The following is a 15,840-nucleotide window of genomic DNA, read 5'->3' on the forward strand; positions in this document are numbered from 1 at the left end:
TCAGAGCGCGGGTTCAGGCACGGCGGTGCTGAACAGGCGGGTACGAAAGGCCAGGTACACCAGCCCCAGCACGACCCAGCATGAGCCGAGGATCAGCGCGTCGGCGTCCAGGCTGATGAGCATCCAGCCCGAGGTAATGGCCCCGATCAGCGGGAACAACACCCCGCGCAGCACACCGGCTTTGTCGCCCAGCGCACGGTCGAAGGTCAGTTTCAGCGCGCACAGGTTGACGGCGGTAAAGGCCAGGAATGCGCCGAAGTTAACCAAGGACGTGGCGGTGGCGATGGTCAGGCCAAAGCCGACAAAACCAAAGGCGCCGCACAGCACGATGTTGAACACCGGAGTCTTGTAGCGCGGGTTGAGCACGCCAAACAGCTTTTGCGGCAGTTGGTTGTCACGGCCCAGGGCATACAGCAAGCGCCCGACACTGGCCTGGAACGACAGGCCAGCAGCAAAGTGGGCAATGATGATGCCGGTCAGAACCACCGCAAAAAACAGGTCGCCGCCGATGGTCTTGGCGATTTCAAACGCCGCGCCGTCGATGTTCTCGAACACGCCCACCGGATGCGCCAGGTACATGAAGTACGAGGAGCCGACATACAGGCTGCCGCCGATCAAAGCCACCAGCAAAATGGCCCGCGGGATGGTGCGTTCCGGCTCAACGGTTTCTTCGCTCAAGGTCGACAGGGCGTCGAAGCCAAGGAACGAATAAGCAGCAATGGCAGCACCGGCCATGGTCGCCGAGAACGGTACATCGGCATTGAAGAACGGTTTGACCGACAACAACCCGCCCGGACCATTGATCGCGCTGACGTAGTGCCAACACAGGGCGATGAACACGGTGATGATGGTGAGCTGGATCAGCATCAAGATGATGTTGAAACGGTTAGCCACCTGGATCCCGAGGATGTTGAGCAACGAGGTGGACACGATAAATCCGGTGATCCAGACCCACTGCGGTACATCCGGGAACGCCAGGCTCAGGTAGCTCGCCCCCAACAGCCAGATCAGCATCGGGATAAAGAAGTAATCGAGCAGCGCCGCCCAGCCGACCATAAAGCCGATGTTGGGATTAAGCATTTTACGGGTGTAGGTATAAGCCGAACCTGCTGTCGGAAACACCCGCACCAGTCGCCCGTAGCTCAACGCGGTAAAAATGACGCCGATGGACGCCACCACATAAGACAACGCCACGGTGTTTTGGCTGGCCTGGGCGATCACGCCGTAGGTACCAAAGACAATCAGTGGCGCAATAAAGGCCAGACCGAACAGCAACACAGACACCGGACCCAAGGTACGGCGCAGATGCGGAGTCGAAATCGATGCGCTCATGACGATGCCCTCAAGCTGAGTAGTGGTAGGCGGCACGAATCACATCGAGGTAGCTCTCGACGGTCATGTCTTTGATGTTGCTGGCATCGGAAATATTGCTCTTGGACTTCTGCGCGATGGCCGTGAAGTCTTCTTCGCGCACCCCGGCTACATCGGCAAAACGCGGGATTCCCAGCTCCCGGTTCATGCGAAACAGTTGATCGACGCCCGCTTGGGCCGCATCGACGGCGCTCAGGTTGGGGTCGATCCCCAGGGCGTACGCCACATCGGCGTGGCGGCGCAGGTCGGCGTCGCGGTTATGGCTGAACACAAACGGCAGGAAAATCGCGTTGCCGATGCCGTGCGGGGTGTCGTACATGCCGCCGATAGCTTCGGAAATACAGTGCACGCTGGCAATGTCGGCATTACCGAAGGCCATGCCGGCAATCAGGCTGGCAATCAGCATCTGTTCGCGGGCTTCGCGGTTGTCCGGTTCTTGCACGGCGGGCTTGAGGTGTTGCGCGATCAAACGGATCGCGTGCAGCGCCAGGCCATCACTGATCGGGTTGGCGGGTTTGCCGGTATAGGCCTCGATGGCGTGGGTCAGCGCGTCCATACCGGTGGCGGCAGCAATGTGCGGCGGCAACGTGGCGGTGATGTCTGAGTCGAGCAGCGCCAGCACCGGGCCAATGCGGTAGTCGAGCAGGCTCATTTTGAACTGGCGACGGGTGTCGGTGATTACCGAGAAGAAGGTCACTTCACTGCCGGTGCCTGCGGTGGTCGGGATCGCCACAATCGGCAGTACTGCGTTCTTGAGGGCAAACGCGCCTTCGTAGTCTTCAACGATGCCGTCATGGGTCAGCAAAACGCTGATGGCCTTGGCGGCGTCCATTGCACTGCCGCCGCCGACCGCCAGTACGCCGTCGATGCCTTTGCCGCGATACAGCTGCGCGGCACGGTTAACGTCTTCGCTGCGCGGGTTGGGTTTGACGTCGGCGATTTCGTCGTAGCGAATGCCGGCCTGTTCAAGGCTAGCGTAGATGCTGTCGAGCAAACCGGCATTCTTCACGCCCGGGTCGGTGACCAACAGCACGTGGCTCAAGCCCAGGCCGAGCAAGTGTTCGCCGGTACGCTGGCGCAGGCCAGGTTCCATGACGATTTTGGTGGGTAATAGAAACTGGAATTGCATGGGGACGTTCCTCTCGCTCTGTGGCGCTTTGCAATGTTGTAGTTATGGCAGACGAGTCAGGGAGCCGCCGGGGCGGCCACTATCGGTTTTTATTGTTGAAGGTGCCGCATGGCGGTATGGGTCGAAACACTAAGACACAGGTAGCGGATCAACAAATACTTAAAACTCAAGGGAGCATTCGATTAAATCGAATGCTCTGCGATCACCTGTAGTCGTTGACGAGGTACGAGGCTACGATCGGCTGCGCAGCAGTCGTAAATCGGTGAACGCGATGTCAGGGTTTGCGATCGCAGCCTCGTTCCTCGACAGCGACTACAGAGGCTGGGCGTGGCGCATACCCCGTAGTCGTTGACGAGCACCGCGAGGCTACGATCGATTGCGAAGCGATCGTAAATCCTGAAAAGCAGGTGTGGTATCGAGGATTACAAATGCTGGCCGTGGCGGGCCATGATGTGGCGCACCACGCTGTAGTCCTGAAGCGAATCGCTGGACAGGTCTTTGCCATAGCCCGAGCGCTTCAGGCCGCCGTGGGGCATTTCGCTGACCAGCATGAAGTGGCTGTTGATCCAGGTGCAGCCGTACTGCAAGCGCGCTGCCACTTGCATGGCCTTGTCGAGGTTTTGCGTCCAGATCGACGATGCCAGACCGTATTCGGAGTCGTTGGCCCAGTCCACGACCTGCGCCAGTTCATCAAAACGGGTGACGGTCACCACCGGCCCAAACACTTCGCGCTGGACGATTTCATCGCTTTGTTTGCAACCGGCCAGCAGCGTCGGCTGGTAATAGAAGCCCGGCCCCGGATGCGCAGCGCCCCCCGTCACACATTCAATGTGCGGCTGGCCCAGCGCCCGCTCGACAAAACTGGACACGCGATCACGCTGACGGGTGCTGATCAGCGGACCGATCTCGTTGTCGGCATCGCGCTTGCCGGCAAAGCGGATACGGCTCACGGAATCACCCAGCGCCGCCACCAACTTGTCGTAAATACCGGCCTGCGCATACACCCGGCACGCCGAGGTGCAATCCTGGCCCGCGTTGTAATAGCCATACGTGCGCACCCCTTCGACCACGGCCTCAAGGTCGGCATCATCGCAGACGATCACCGGCGCTTTTCCGCCCAGTTCAAGGTGGGTGCGCTTGAGGGTTTTGGCCGCGGTGGAGAGGATTTTCTGCCCGGTGACGATGTCGCCGGTCAATGACACCATGCGCACTTTCGGGTGGCTGACCAAATGGCTGCCGACGTTTTCACCGCCGCCACAAATGATGTTGAGCACGCCGCGCGGCAGGATCTCGGCCAGCATCGGCGCCAGGGCCAAAATCGACAGCGGTGTGTGCTCGGAAGGCTTGAACACCAACGTGTTGCCCGCCGCCAACGCCGGGGCGATTTTCCAGGCGGCCATCATGATCGGGTAGTTCCACGGCGCAATCGAGGCCACCACGCCGATCGGGTCACGGCGCACCATGCTGGTATAGCCGGGCAGGTATTCGCCACTGAGCTGGCCGGTCTGGCAACGCACGGCGCCCGCAAAAAAGCGGAACACGTCCACCGTGGCACTCAAGTCGTCTTTGCGCGCCAGATGCAGCGGCTTGCCGCAGTTCAGCGCTTCGAGACGCGCGAGGTAGTCGGCGTTTTTTTCAATCGCACTGGCGATTTCCAGCAGCAGGTTAGAGCGTTGCTGCGGCGTGGTCCGTGCCCAGCCGTCGAAGGCCCGGTGCGCGGCAAGGATCGCGGCCTCGGTCTGCTCGGCGCTGGCCTCGGCGATCGACGTCAGCACTTCACCCGTGGTCGGGTTGAGGATGGGTTCGACAATGCCCTGCCCGGCGACTGATTCACCGTCGATCAACAGTGCGGTGAACAATGGTGTCTGCGCGGCGGGCATGGTAGGGCTCTCTTGTGGTGTGCGGTCGTGGTGCGCCCCGCTCTGTGGACTGGACCGTTTTATAGAGGCTGCAAGATTAGTCTTGGCGCAGCATCAACGACAAACACTAAATCCAGATTAAATCGCCAGCTTGCGCCCGCCATGGGGTTGCTCGCGGGCGACGGTCAAAAACGGATCGACCAACGGCGGCCGCGCGGTCCCCCGGCGCCAGGCCAGGCCGACGTCGAGTGTCTGGTTAAGGTCGGCAATGGGCCGGGCCTCGATGATGTCGCCTTCCAGCGACCAGGGCCGGTAGGTCATGTCCGGCTGGATCGAGATCCCCAGCCCCGCCGCGACAAGGCTGCGCACCGCTTCGGTCGATGCCGTGCGCAAGGTAATGCTCGGCTGCAACCCCGCCTGCGCCCACAAGCGCTGGGCATTGCTGTCCATCTCATCGACGTTCAACTGGATCAACGACTCTTTGGCCACGTCGGCCAGGTTGATGCTGTCCAGCTCCAGTAGTGGATGCTGGGCCGGCAGCCAGACACGGTGCGGCGAATGGGTCAGCACCTCGGACTGCAAGGCGTGGCGATCTTCCAGGTTGGAGAGGATCAGCACGCCGACATCAATCTCTCCACTGACCAGCAAATGCTCGATGTACGGACGTTCGTCTTCCATCACGCGGATTTCGACGTTGGGGTAGGCGCGCTGAAAACGGGTGAGCAAATCCGCAAGGTAGTAACCCGCCACCAGGCTGGTCACGCCGACGATCAACTGCCCGGCCACCTGGTCGGTACTCTGCTGCAAGCTGCGTTTGGCGTTGTCCACCGTGGCCAGGATCAAATGCGCCTGGCGCAAAAATTGATGGCCCTGGTGGGTCAGGGTCATGCCCTTGGCGTGGCGATTGAACAGGCTGACGCCGATTTCCTGCTCCAGTTGCTGGATCGCCAGGGTCAAGGTCGATTGAGAGATGTACACCGCTTGGGCGGCAGCCGAGATGGAGCCCGTCTCGGCCACGGCGATGAAGTGACGGATCTGACGCAAAGTCATCATGAAAACACCCCTCCAGCGGACTGATTTTTTGTGAGGGGCGAGTGTATATCTTTTTTATCGATAGCCCGGCACAAACCTCAGCGCTGCTTTACTGACCGTTACCCTTATTCACATTTGCTTACGACAGTCGCAGGCAGGGATCGCAGTATCATCCTGACACCTCACCACCAAGAGCTTTAGCTATGCCCACTGCTGCCTCCAAACGCTGGCTGATCCTGATCGCCGTGATGCTGGCCTTTGTGCCCATCGTGATTGATATGACCATTCTGCATATTGCTGTGCCGTCGCTGACGCTGGCGTTGGGCGCGTCAGGGGCGCAGGTCTTGTGGATCATCGATATTTACCCGCTGCTGATGGCCGGTTTGCTGGTGCCCATGGGCACCCTCGCCGACCGGGTCGGTCATCGGCGCATTCTGCTGTACGGCCTGAGTGTGTTCTGGGTGGCTTCGTTGCTTGCCGCGTTCGCGCCGACGCCGGCCATGCTCATCGGCGCGCGGGTGCTGCTGGCGCTGGGCGGCGCGATGATCATGCCGTGTGTGCTGGGTATTATTCGCCGCACCTTCGAGGACGAAAAGGAACGCGCTCTGGCCCTCGGCCTGTGGGGCACCGTGGGCGCGGCGGGCGCCGCGGTGGGCCCGCTGATCGGTGGCGCGCTGCTTGAGCACTTCTGGTGGGGGTCGGTGTTTTTGATCAACGTCCCGATCATGGCGGTGGTGATCCCGGTGGTGTTTGTGCTGTTGCCACGCGTCGAGCACACCACGCCCGGTAAATGGGCCGTCGGCCAGGCGCTGGTGCTCATCGCCGGGATCATCGGCGTGGTTTATGGCATCAAGGCCAGTATCGGGGCCACACAATCGCTGCTGTTCGCCATGCTGGTGATGGCGGCCGGGCTTGCGCTGCTGGTGCTGTTCGCTCGCCAGCAACTGCGCTCTGCCACGCCGATGCTGGACCTGTCGCTGTTCGCCCACCCGGCGCTGCTGGGCGGCATGATCATGGCGCTGGTGACCATCGGCGCGCTGGCAGGCGTGGAGCTGACCCTGGCCATGGAGCTGCAATACGTGCTGGACAAAACGCCGTTGCAGGCGGGGATCTTCCTGATCCCGATCATGGCCGCCGCAGCGCTGGGCGGCCCGGTTGCCGGGTATCTGTCCAACCGCTTTGGCTTGCGCGGGGTCGCCAGCCTGTCATTGGCCACATCCGCCGGGGCGTTGGGGTTTCTCGCCTTTGCCGATTTCAATGCCGCCGGCATTGCGGTGCCGGCCATGTTGGCGGTGTTGGGGTTGGCGCTGAGTATCGGCCTGACCGCCTCCTCGATTGCCATCATGGGTTCGGTAGACGCCAGCAAGGGCGGCGCCGCCGGTTCACTGGAAGCCACCGCTTACGAGCTGGGCACCGGCTTGGGCATCACCGTGTTCGGGGTGTTCATGTCCAAAGTGTTTGGCAGCACCCTGTCGCTGCCCGCTGAACTGGCGCCAGCGCAGGCCGAACGGGCCGCCAGATCCATTGGCGACAGTTACGTGGTGGCCGGTGAGTTGCCTGCCGCCCAGGGCAATGCCTTGATTGAAGCGGCCAAGCTGGCGTTTTCGAGTACCCACTCTGTCCTGCTCACCACATCGGCCGTGGTTATCGCGCTGCTGGCGGTGGTGGTGTTTGTACTTTTTGGGCGGCAACGCCAGCAGATTTAGGGGGCATGGGCCTGGGTGGTTACAAAAAGGTGCGTACTTGTGGGAATGTCGAGGCGCCCATAGATTGCGCGCCTCACCCCCTGGAGCCCGATACCATGCGCACCCTGATCATTCTTGCCCACCCTACCCTCGATAAATCGGTGATAAACCACGCCTGGTTGAAAGCCCTGGCGGCCAGTGATCTGGAGGTCACTGTGCACCGCCTGTATGACGCCTACCCGAATGGCGGCCCCCTCGATGTAGACGCCGAACAGGCGCTGGTCCGCGCCCATGACTCGATTGTCTGGCAGTTCCCGTTCTACTGGTTCAGTACTCCGCCTCTGCTCAAGCAATGGCAAGACGAAGTACTGACCCATGACTTCGCTTACGGCCACGCAGAAGGGCAACGGCAGTTGGCCGGCAAGCGCATCGCCATGGCGATTTCTGCGGGCATCAAGCAAGAGGATTATCTGGACAGCGGGCGCTACCGCTACAGCCTCGACGAACTGCTACGACCGCTCCAAGTCACCATTCGCTACATCGATGCGCTGGCCGTAAAACCGTGGGTGTTTTATGGCGCCGAGCACGACATTGACCTGCCGCAACTGGAAGAAAACGCCCAAGGGTACGTGAACTACCTGCGCCAACTGACCCAACCGGCCTGAGTCAGGCCTCAGTGACCTGCGCTGCAGATTCAGCGGGCAGCGGATTGCCCGCGTGCAGCGCGCCCCACTGACACATCGCATCGATAATCGGCTGCAAGGTGCGACCCAGCTCGGTCACCCGGTAAACCACCTTGGGCACCTTGCCCGGGAACGCTTCACGGTCGATCAGGTGGTCGCTCTGCAACTCCTTGAGTTGCTCGGAGAGCACTTTCGATGACAAGGGCTGCATAAGGCGCAGCAACTCGCCTGTGCGTTTGGGGCCTTCCATCAGGTGACAAAGAATCGCGCACTTCCAGCGCCCACCGATGGCCTGAATCGTTGCATCGATAGGAAAGTTGAACACCCTGTTGGTCATCGCCAGCGTCTCCGGATAAGGCTCACAGCCCGTAATTAGACACAGTGTGGCCCACATAAGCAAAACACCAACTGCAGGAGCTGCCGCCCTGTCTACGACGCCGCGCTGTCGCGCAGCAAACAGGACAGCGAGTATCTTCAGCATCCCCCAATCGGTTCCCTCTCCTTCGGGAGAGGGCTAGGGTGAGGGGCTCTTGGATCAAGATCAAAAGATCGCGAGCAAGCTCGCTCCTACAGGGCCTTTAGAATCAATCCGTTATTTTCTGTTTGATACGAGCGAGCTTGCCTCGCGATCTTTTAAACATCGCGTCCCGACCGGCAACTCCCGCCTATGCCCTTCTAAACCACCCCATCGCGCAAATAGTTATACAAATTAATTGACTTGTACAACACGCTCCCTATTCTCTAAAAACCTGTACAAGATATTTTCTTTGTACAAGAAAAGGAGGGAGTCAGATGCTCGATGCCATAGACACCGCCCCACTCGGGATCAGCCGCTTAGCCCGGCACGGCGACCTATCGGGTTGCGGGAGGCACTGTGTCTGACTTCCTGCACGATTTCGCCCGCCGTTTTGCCGCACTGGATGCCAGCAATTTGCATACGCTCCATGAGCTGTACAGCGACGATATTCACTTTCGGGATCCGCTGCATGAGATCCACGGCCTGGCAGCGCTGCAAGCCTATTTTGCGCAACTCTACGCCAACGTCAGCGAGCTGGGTTTCACCTTTCACGGTTATGACCCGGTGCAGGACGGTAGCGGGTATCTGCGCTGGACCTTGCACTATCGGCACCCGCGTCTGAGCCGTGGCCAACGCATAGACGTGGCTGGTTGTTCGCACCTGCTGTGGCACGAGAAGGTCTACCAGCACCGCGACTATTTCGATGCAGGCGCCCTGCTCTATGAGCATCTGCCGCTGATGGGCCCCGCGATTGGCTGGTTGAAAGGGAGGCTGGCATGAAGCGCATCTGGCTCACCGGCGCCAGCAGCGGCATTGGCGCGGCTCTGGCAGAGATCCTGTTGAATCAGGGCCATTTGCTGGCCGTGAGTGCGCGCAATGCCCAAGCTCTGGAGACATTGCACGCGGCGTTCCCGCAACAGGTCCTGGCGCTACCCGGCGACCTGACGGATCCGCTCCAGGTTCGAGCCATCGGCGAACAAATCGGGCAGGTCTGGGGCTATCTGGATCAGGTCATCTTGAATGCCGGCACCTGCGAGTATCTGGACGCGGGCCACTTCGAGGCCAACATGATTGAGCGCGTGATGCGCGCCAATGTGTTTTCCGCGGCCTATTGCGTAGAAGCCGCGCTGCCGCTGTTGCGCAAGGCCAAGCGGCCGCATCTGGTGGCCGTGTGCAGCTCGGTGACCTACTTGCCGCTGCCCCGCGCCGAAGCGTATGGCGCCTCCAAAGCGGCGATGCGCTATCTGTTTCAGTCGTTACGCATCGACGTGGCCCACGAGGGTATCGACGTCACGGTGGTCAGCCCGGGCTTCGTCGATACGCCGCTGACCCAACACAATGACTTCCCGATGCCAATGCGCTGGCCAGTGAATAAAGCGGCCACTTACATCGCTACCCGCCTCGACAAACGACCTTTGGAAATCGCCTTTCCCGGCCCCTTTATCGCTGTCCTTCGCTTACTGGCGGCTTTGCCTAAACGCCTGCAATTGTCCCTGGGCAAACGCATGGCGCGTCCTGACACAGAAGAATCTTCATGAAAATAGCCATCATCGGTAGCGGTATTTCCGGCCTGACCTGCGCCTATCTGCTCAACCGCAAGCACGACATTACTGTGTTTGAGGCCAGTGACTGGGTGGGCGGCCACAGCCATACGGTTGATGTTGAAGTGAAGGGCGAACGTTTTGCCATCGACACCGGTTTTATCGTGTTCAACGACTGGACCTACCCCAACTTCATCCGCCTGCTGGATCAACTGGGCGTGGCCTCACAACCCACCGAGATGAGCTTCTCGGTTCGCGATCCGAAGACGGGCACCGAGTACAACGGCAACAACCTCAACAGCCTGTTTGCCCAGCGGCGCAACCTGCTGTCGCCGGGCTTCTGGGGCATGTTGCGTGACATTTTGCGCTTCAACCGCGAAGCCCTGCGCGACCTGCACGAACAGCGCATCGCCGCTGACACCACCCTCGGTGACTACTTGCAACAGAAGGGCTACGGGCAGCGCTTTATCGATCACTACATCGTCCCGATGGGATCGGCGATCTGGTCGATGTCACTGGCCGACATGCAGGGTTTTCCGCTGCAGTTCTTTGTGCGCTTTTTTAAAAATCACGGGCTGCTGTCGGCAACCAACCGCCCGCAGTGGCAGGTGATCAGCGGCGGTTCGCGCAGTTATGTCACGGCGTTGAGCGCCAGCTTTGCCGAACGCATCCGCCTGAACTGCCCGGTGCACCGGGTTGAGCGCGACATTGGCGGGGTAACCCTGCACAGCGCCGCGGGCACTGAACGTTTTGACAGCGTGGTGTTCGCCTGCCACAGCGATCAGGCCCTGAGCCTGCTGGCGGCGCCCAGCCAGGCCGAACGCAAAATACTCGGGGCGCTGCACTACGCCGATAACGATGTGGTGCTGCACAGCGACACCCGTGTGTTGCCGAACCGCCGTCTGGCCTGGGCAAGCTGGAACTACCGCCTCGGCGGCTCCACCCGGCAACCCGCCGCGCTCACTTACAACATGAACATCCTGCAAGGACTGCAAAGCGACACGACCTTTTGCGTCAGCCTCAATCAGAACGAGGCGATTGACCCGAGCACCGTCCTTGGCCGCTACCGCTACGCCCACCCGCAATACACCTTGGCAGGCGTAGAGGCGCAGGCACGCTGGGCAGAACTGCAAGGGGTGAAACACAGCTACTTCTGCGGTGCCTACTGGGCCAACGGTTTCCATGAAGACGGCGTAGTCAGCGGCTTGCGCGTGGCCGCAGCCTTCGGAGAACAGCTATGAACAGCGCGCTCTACCGCGGCTGGGTCAGCCACCGTCGGTTGCTGCCGCGCGCCCACGCATTTCGCTATCGCATGGGCATGCTTTATCTGGACCTTGCCGAGCAAGCGCAAGTGCTGGGCCTGTCGTGGCTGGCCGGGCGTTCGCGCTGGGGCGCTTTTACCTTCCGCGAAACAGACTACTTGCCCCACGCCACGCGCCAGGGCGTAACGCTCAGTGATGCCGTGCGTTCGGTTGTTGAGCAGGCCTTGGGCCACGCCCCGCAAGGGCGCATCTGCCTGCTCACGCAGCCGCGCAGTTGGGGCTTGTCGTTCAACCCCATCAGCCTGTTTTACTGCTTCGAAGCCGATGGCAGCCTGGCCGCCATCCTCTGCGAAGTCAGCAACACGCCGTGGCGGGAACGCTACCACTACGTGCTGCCGACCCACGCCAGCGGCGAGTCACGCCATCGGGTGGCCAAGAGTTTTCATGTCTCGCCCTTTCTGCCTCGCGATCTGGAGTACCGCATGCGTTTCTCTGCGCCGGAGCAACAACTGAACGTGACCATGCAGGACTGGCAGGGCGAGCAAAAAGTCTTTGAGGCGGGCATGGGCCTGGAGCGCATCGAACTGACGCGCCACAGCCTGCATCGCCACTTGCTGGAGTTCCCCTGGATCACCGGCAAAACCGTACTCGCTATTTATTGGCAGGCTCTGCGCCTGCTGCTTAAACGCACGCCCGTGTTTTCCCATGAAGCCGCCGACGGTGAACAGCGCACCGCCCATTTGGAGTCTCGCCATGACAAACCCTAGTCTGAACCCCACCAGTACCGGTGATTCTGCGGCCAGTGGACTAGGCGCACGTCTGCTCAAAAAAGGCGTTTTGCGCAAGCTGGCCCAACTGCGCCATGGGCATTTGCTGGTCACGGTCGACGGTGAGCCCCTGAGCTTTGGCCAGCCAGATGCCGAGTTGCACGGCACACTCGAAGTGCATGACGCGGCCTTCTGGCCCATGGTGGCTTTGAATGGCTCCATCGGTGCGGGCGAGGCTTATATCCATGGGTATTGGAGCAGCCCCGACCTGACGGCGGTGATCCGCATTTTCGTGGCCAACCTTGACGTGCTGGATGACATGGAGCGCGGCCTGGCATTGCTACGCCGCCCGGTGGCAAAAGCCCTGCACTGGCTCAACCGCAACACGCGCCAAGGCTCGCAACGCAACATTTCAGCGCACTACGACTTGGGCAACGCGCTGTTCGAAAAACTGCTCGACCCGACCATGATGTATTCCGCAGCCATGTTCCGCTCCGCCAGCGACACCCTCGAACAGGCCCAACTGAACAAGCTGGCCTGCATCTGCGAAAAGCTCGACCTCAAACCCACCGACCACCTGCTGGAAATCGGCACAGGCTGGGGCAGCATGGCCCTGTATGCAGCCACCCACTACGGCTGCAAAGTCACCACCACGACCCTGTCCCATGAGCAGTTTGCGTATACCCACAAACGGATTGCCGAACTGGGCCTACAAGACCGCGTCACCCTGCTGTTGCAGGACTACCGTGACCTGACGGGCACCTACGACAAGCTGGTTTCTATCGAGATGATCGAGGCCGTCGGCCACCGTTTCCTGCCTACCTATTTCAAACAGTGCGCCCACCTGCTCAACGATGACGGGCTGATGCTGTTGCAAGCCATCACCATTCGGGACCAGCGCTACGAGCAGGCGAAAAAAACCGTCGACTTTATCCAGCGCTACATTTTCCCCGGCGGCGCACTGCCTTCGGTGACAGCCATGCTTAGCACCATCAGCCGCGACACCGACCTGAACCTGCACCACATGGAAGACTTCGGGCTGGATTACGCACGTACGCTGCGCCTGTGGCACGACAACCTGCGCAGCAACCAGCACAGCCTGGAAGCGCTGGGCTATGACCAGACGTTTTATCGCCTGTGGGAGTTTTACCTGTGCTACTGCGAAGGCGGCTTTCTGGAGCGCAGCATCGGCACCGCGCATCTGCTGCTCGCCAAACCTGGGGCCAGGCCGCAGCCCTATGGGCTAAAAGCCTGAACGGGCGTGGCCGGCTGTTTCTGAATGCCGGGCTTTTCCAACTGGGATGGTTCGCGTGTGTGTGGGGCGCGCATCGCCCCTGGCTGTTGCTGGTTGCCATCGCCTGCCTGGCGCTGCAACTAGGGTGGGTGGCAAAGGCGTTTAATGAATGGCGCGGCGTGCTGCGGGTGGCAGCCTGCGGCTGGGTGCTGGACAGCGCGCTGATGCACCTCGGGTTGTTCACCTTTTCGGGGAACACCGTGATGCTGCCGTTATGGCTGGCGCTGCTTTGGCTGCTTTTCGCCAGCACTTTGAACTACAGCCTCAACTGGACAAAACATCCTTGGTGGCTGGGCAGCCTGCTGGGCGCTGTCGCGGGGCCGCTCTCCTATTGGGGCGGCGCGACGTTGGCAGGTGTGGGCCTGCCGTTGGGTGTTTGGCCGAGCCTTCTAGTGCTCGCACTCATTTGGGCGATGCTGATGCCCGCGCTGCACTGGGTCGCCGGGCACCCGGCACGTTGATTCAGGGCTGCTTGCGGAAGAACAAGGTGATCTGCCCCACCTCTACCCCGAACTTAGTCATGTACGAGCGATTGATCAGGGTGTCTTTGTCCATCATGTACATCCAGTCGTCCAACTGAACCTCATACTCCTTGCCGTCCACCGGCAGGTTCAGCACATAGTTCCAGCGCAGCGTGTTGCCCGCCACTTCGCCACGGGCCTCGCCCACCACGTCACCGGCAGTTCCGCGCCATTGGCCGGGGCCCGCCGGGGTCAGCGTCCAAACCCGTTTTTGCTTTGTACCATCGCTGTAGGTAAACGACTCGTCGAGGATCAGCTTGTCGCCTTCTGAGTGGCCGTTGACCTGCACATGGAAGCGCTTGACGACCTCACCTGAACGCTTTTGAAACATCCCCCAGGCCTCAACCCGCCCCTCAAAGAACTGGCGCACCTCAAACGTTGGCTTCTCTTGGCTGTAAGTCTGCACATCGACCCTGCTGCAACTGACAAGGCCTACGCATAGCAACATTACCCATAGCTTCAACATGTGCATTTCCTCGGTAGCGAAGGGGTCATTTCAGGGTTTGGCCTCTCCCAGCAATTGGGCACGCAGCTGTGGGTTGCGGGTTCGCGGGTCCAACCAAATCGCGAAAAAGGCTTTGGCAAACGCATCATCTTTCACCACGTGCTGCAGCGTGTCGCCGACGTAAAAACGCACGCCCTCGCCTGGTCTGTAAACGCCGGTGATGCGGTCACCGGGGCGTACATCGACAAACGCTTGCTGCATCTCCCGCTCCCAGCGTGCCGCCAGCTCAGGGCTCAGAGGGCCGGGCGCCAGGCGGCGGATTTCCTTGAGGCTGGCCTCGACCAGATCGTCGCGACTGATCGCACGGCTGTAGGTCAGCTCCAGCGCAAAAGGCGTGTCAGCACGCAACGGTTGGCGTGGGCTCCAGAAGCTCGCGTTGTAAATCGAGAAACCGAACATGCGCATCTCCCCGCTACCCAGCAAGTGAGCATCGGGTAAAGCTTCACGCCAATCCGCCAACAGTTCTGCGCTCTGGAGCAGCAAAGCAAGGCAGATCACGCAGCGGGTCAAGCGGTCCATCGGCATAGCCATGGGAGACCTCCACAACACTCAATGGACGTCTTGAAAACTTATACGAAATTATCGATTTGTACAGGTTATGTATGAAAGGAGGATAAAAGATCGGGAGACCAGAAAGTAAAAACCCGCAATTACGCGGGCTTCGACGTGGTTGCATCACGACGCGATTACTTTGCGGCGGCATCTTTAGCGGGAGCGCCAACGTTTTTGCGCTCACCGGTTGTAGACACTTCATACACGCTCGTAACCCAAGTGTCGGCGATCACGGTTTCTACCACGTAATTCTTCTTGGCCTGTGGCGTGAATTGCTGCGCAACGGGCTGTTCTTTGTCGAACGGTGTCGGCATGGGGATACCGTTGAAGGTGAACTGCTTGGCCTTGACCTGCCCTTCTACGTACAAGGTTTTGTCAGCCTCGACCAGCTTGCTGATGCTGTCAGTGCCACCGGCCATTCGCTTCAGATACGCCGGTATGCGCTTGAAGTAAGCCGTGTCATAAACCCGGTCACCCGCGCTATCAATACCAATATTGGTATACCCGTACATGTAACTGACAGGGTGATCGCCCTCACCGCCGATGGTGCGGAACGTCACGCTGGCTTGATGATCATTCATGACCAGTGGCACCACCGGCGCTGACGTAAGATCACCCGCCTTGCGGCTACTGCAACCGGTCATCGCAACAGCGAGTGCGATGGCTAACGGAAAGGCCAGATAAGTTTTCATTCGATCCTTGAACACGTTAAGAGAAGGACCGTATTGAACCATTTGCTGAAGGAAAGTTCCCTGTACGCTGTGGGAGCTTCACACCTTATCCGAGCCAAACCCTAAAGGATTAGCGCCATGAGCACGAAGTACCTGTTGCTGAGTTTTTGCGCTGTGTTACTGGTCGGCTGCACAGGCAGAGGCTTTCAACCGCCACCCGGAGCCTACACACAGTGGTACAAAAAGGGCGTCACCCAAGCGGGCGTCGACAACGCCATGCGTGCTTGCGGGTACACCAATCTTGATGGCGTGGGCGACACCTCGCCAATTGATGTTGTGCTGACGCGGTTCAACTGCATGAAGGACGCAGGGTTCAAGCGCAGGGACAACCTGGACCTGTGCAAGCAAGGCCGCATTGGCGAGTCACCGGTGTGTGAAGGTCGGCGGTAGC

17 protein-coding genes are annotated in these 15,840 nt (G+C 60.2%); 9 read left to right on the top strand and 8 right to left on the bottom strand.

Features of this window, described 5'->3' with window-relative positions; translation table 11 throughout:
- The 4 genes from TU84_RS02975 to TU84_RS02990 form a co-directional block, all read right to left on the bottom strand.
- Nucleotides 1–1,332, bottom strand: a complete 1,332-nt coding sequence (locus TU84_RS02975) for an APC family permease (protein ID WP_048367040.1) — start codon at nucleotides 1,330–1,332, stop codon at nucleotides 1–3.
- A gap of 10 nt (nucleotides 1,333–1,342) precedes the next feature.
- Complete coding sequence (locus TU84_RS02980) at nucleotides 1,343–2,500, bottom strand: iron-containing alcohol dehydrogenase (RefSeq protein WP_048367041.1); 1,158 nt, start codon at nucleotides 2,498–2,500, stop codon at nucleotides 1,343–1,345.
- Nucleotides 2,501–2,922: 422 nt separating this feature from the next.
- Nucleotides 2,923–4,380, bottom strand: coding sequence for a gamma-aminobutyraldehyde dehydrogenase (locus TU84_RS02985; RefSeq protein WP_048367042.1), 1,458 nt, complete (start codon nucleotides 4,378–4,380; stop codon nucleotides 2,923–2,925).
- A 117-nt stretch (nucleotides 4,381–4,497) separates the two neighbouring features.
- Entirely contained in the window at nucleotides 4,498–5,412 is a 915-nt protein-coding gene (locus TU84_RS02990) for a LysR family transcriptional regulator (RefSeq protein WP_048367043.1), read from the bottom strand.
- Nucleotides 5,413–5,594: 182 nt separating this feature from the next.
- Between TU84_RS02990 and TU84_RS02995 the strand changes: the two genes are divergently transcribed.
- Entirely contained in the window at nucleotides 5,595–7,097 is a 1,503-nt protein-coding gene (locus TU84_RS02995) for an MFS transporter (protein ID WP_048367044.1), read from the top strand.
- A gap of 95 nt (nucleotides 7,098–7,192) precedes the next feature.
- The gene (locus TU84_RS03000; RefSeq protein ID WP_048367045.1) at nucleotides 7,193–7,741 is read left to right on the top strand and encodes an NAD(P)H-dependent oxidoreductase; all 549 of its coding nucleotides are present in this window, start codon (nucleotides 7,193–7,195) and stop codon (nucleotides 7,739–7,741) included.
- 1 nt (nucleotide 7,742) lies between these two features.
- On the opposite strand, the gene TU84_RS03005 is transcribed toward TU84_RS03000, so the two are convergent.
- On the bottom strand, nucleotides 7,743–8,096 hold the full coding sequence (locus TU84_RS03005; protein WP_048367046.1) for a winged helix-turn-helix transcriptional regulator: 354 nt from the start codon (nucleotides 8,094–8,096) through the stop codon (nucleotides 7,743–7,745).
- Nucleotides 8,097–8,633: 537 nt separating this feature from the next.
- Between TU84_RS03005 and TU84_RS03010 the strand changes: the two genes are divergently transcribed.
- From TU84_RS03010 to TU84_RS03035, 6 genes are read left to right on the top strand one after another with little or no spacing between them, the layout of a single operon-like run.
- Nucleotides 8,634–9,056: a nuclear transport factor 2 family protein gene (locus TU84_RS03010; RefSeq protein WP_048367048.1), complete on the top strand. Its 423-nt coding sequence runs from the start codon at nucleotides 8,634–8,636 to the stop codon at nucleotides 9,054–9,056.
- The gene (locus TU84_RS03015) at nucleotides 9,053–9,814 is read left to right on the top strand and encodes an SDR family NAD(P)-dependent oxidoreductase (protein WP_048367049.1); all 762 of its coding nucleotides are present in this window, start codon (nucleotides 9,053–9,055) and stop codon (nucleotides 9,812–9,814) included. The genes TU84_RS03010 and TU84_RS03015 overlap by 4 nt, the downstream gene beginning before the upstream one ends.
- A complete protein-coding gene (locus tag TU84_RS03020) occupies nucleotides 9,811–11,058 on the top strand; it encodes an NAD(P)/FAD-dependent oxidoreductase (protein ID WP_048367050.1) in 1,248 nt (415 codons plus the stop codon). Before TU84_RS03015 ends, TU84_RS03020 begins: the two co-directional genes overlap by 4 nt.
- On the top strand, nucleotides 11,055–11,846 hold the full coding sequence (locus TU84_RS03025; RefSeq protein ID WP_048367052.1) for a DUF1365 domain-containing protein: 792 nt from the start codon (nucleotides 11,055–11,057) through the stop codon (nucleotides 11,844–11,846). The genes TU84_RS03020 and TU84_RS03025 overlap by 4 nt, the downstream gene beginning before the upstream one ends.
- Nucleotides 11,833–13,101: an SAM-dependent methyltransferase gene (locus tag TU84_RS03030; protein ID WP_048367054.1), complete on the top strand. Its 1,269-nt coding sequence runs from the start codon at nucleotides 11,833–11,835 to the stop codon at nucleotides 13,099–13,101. The genes TU84_RS03025 and TU84_RS03030 overlap by 14 nt, the downstream gene beginning before the upstream one ends.
- Entirely contained in the window at nucleotides 13,098–13,601 is a 504-nt protein-coding gene (locus tag TU84_RS03035) for a DUF2878 domain-containing protein (RefSeq protein WP_048367782.1), read from the top strand. Before TU84_RS03030 ends, TU84_RS03035 begins: the two co-directional genes overlap by 4 nt.
- 1 nt (nucleotide 13,602) lies before the next feature.
- Here TU84_RS03035 and TU84_RS03040 read toward each other — a convergent pair whose 3' ends face one another.
- The 3 genes from TU84_RS03040 to TU84_RS03050 all read right to left on the bottom strand — a co-directional run bounded on the left by TU84_RS03040 (nucleotide 13,603) and on the right by TU84_RS03050 (nucleotide 15,410).
- A complete protein-coding gene (locus tag TU84_RS03040; RefSeq protein WP_048367055.1) occupies nucleotides 13,603–14,127 on the bottom strand; it encodes a DUF3833 domain-containing protein in 525 nt (174 codons plus the stop codon).
- A 30-nt stretch (nucleotides 14,128–14,157) separates the two neighbouring features.
- Nucleotides 14,158–14,697: a chalcone isomerase family protein gene (locus tag TU84_RS03045; protein WP_371928999.1), complete on the bottom strand. Its 540-nt coding sequence runs from the start codon at nucleotides 14,695–14,697 to the stop codon at nucleotides 14,158–14,160.
- Between the two features lie 155 nt (nucleotides 14,698–14,852).
- Nucleotides 14,853–15,410: a putative periplasmic lipoprotein gene (locus TU84_RS03050; RefSeq protein WP_048367057.1), complete on the bottom strand. Its 558-nt coding sequence runs from the start codon at nucleotides 15,408–15,410 to the stop codon at nucleotides 14,853–14,855.
- Nucleotides 15,411–15,527: 117 nt separating this feature from the next.
- On the opposite strand from TU84_RS03050, the gene TU84_RS03055 reads away from it, so the two are divergent.
- Nucleotides 15,528–15,839, top strand: coding sequence for a hypothetical protein (locus tag TU84_RS03055; protein WP_048367058.1), 312 nt, complete (start codon nucleotides 15,528–15,530; stop codon nucleotides 15,837–15,839).
- Nucleotide 15,840: the final 1 nt, after the last annotated feature.

The organism is Pseudomonas helleri (assembly GCF_001043025.1).
Classification (GTDB): domain Bacteria; phylum Pseudomonadota; class Gammaproteobacteria; order Pseudomonadales; family Pseudomonadaceae; genus Aquipseudomonas; species Aquipseudomonas helleri.

Excerpts from the sequence above, each read along its gene's own strand:
- TU84_RS02975 (WP_048367040.1), bottom strand. The coding sequence starts at position 1,332 with ATGAGCGCATCGATTTCGACTCCGCATCTGCGCCGTACCTTGGGTCCG.
- TU84_RS02980 (WP_048367041.1), bottom strand. The coding sequence starts at position 2,500 with ATGCAATTCCAGTTTCTATTACCCACCAAAATCGTCATGGAACCTGGC.
- TU84_RS02985 (WP_048367042.1), bottom strand. The coding sequence starts at position 4,380 with ATGCCCGCCGCGCAGACACCATTGTTCACCGCACTGTTGATCGACGGT.
- TU84_RS02990 (WP_048367043.1), bottom strand. The coding sequence starts at position 5,412 with ATGATGACTTTGCGTCAGATCCGTCACTTCATCGCCGTGGCCGAGACG.
- TU84_RS02995 (WP_048367044.1), top strand. The coding sequence starts at position 5,595 with ATGCCCACTGCTGCCTCCAAACGCTGGCTGATCCTGATCGCCGTGATG.
- TU84_RS03000 (WP_048367045.1), top strand. The coding sequence starts at position 7,193 with ATGCGCACCCTGATCATTCTTGCCCACCCTACCCTCGATAAATCGGTG.
- TU84_RS03005 (WP_048367046.1), bottom strand. The coding sequence starts at position 8,096 with ATGACCAACAGGGTGTTCAACTTTCCTATCGATGCAACGATTCAGGCC.
- TU84_RS03015 (WP_048367049.1), top strand. The coding sequence starts at position 9,053 with ATGAAGCGCATCTGGCTCACCGGCGCCAGCAGCGGCATTGGCGCGGCT.
- TU84_RS03020 (WP_048367050.1), top strand. The coding sequence starts at position 9,811 with ATGAAAATAGCCATCATCGGTAGCGGTATTTCCGGCCTGACCTGCGCC.
- TU84_RS03025 (WP_048367052.1), top strand. The coding sequence starts at position 11,055 with ATGAACAGCGCGCTCTACCGCGGCTGGGTCAGCCACCGTCGGTTGCTG.
- TU84_RS03030 (WP_048367054.1), top strand. The coding sequence starts at position 11,833 with ATGACAAACCCTAGTCTGAACCCCACCAGTACCGGTGATTCTGCGGCC.
- TU84_RS03040 (WP_048367055.1), bottom strand. The coding sequence starts at position 14,127 with ATGTTGAAGCTATGGGTAATGTTGCTATGCGTAGGCCTTGTCAGTTGC.
- TU84_RS03045 (WP_371928999.1), bottom strand. The coding sequence starts at position 14,697 with ATGGCTATGCCGATGGACCGCTTGACCCGCTGCGTGATCTGCCTTGCT.
- TU84_RS03050 (WP_048367057.1), bottom strand. The coding sequence starts at position 15,410 with ATGAAAACTTATCTGGCCTTTCCGTTAGCCATCGCACTCGCTGTTGCG.
- TU84_RS03055 (WP_048367058.1), top strand. The coding sequence starts at position 15,528 with ATGAGCACGAAGTACCTGTTGCTGAGTTTTTGCGCTGTGTTACTGGTC.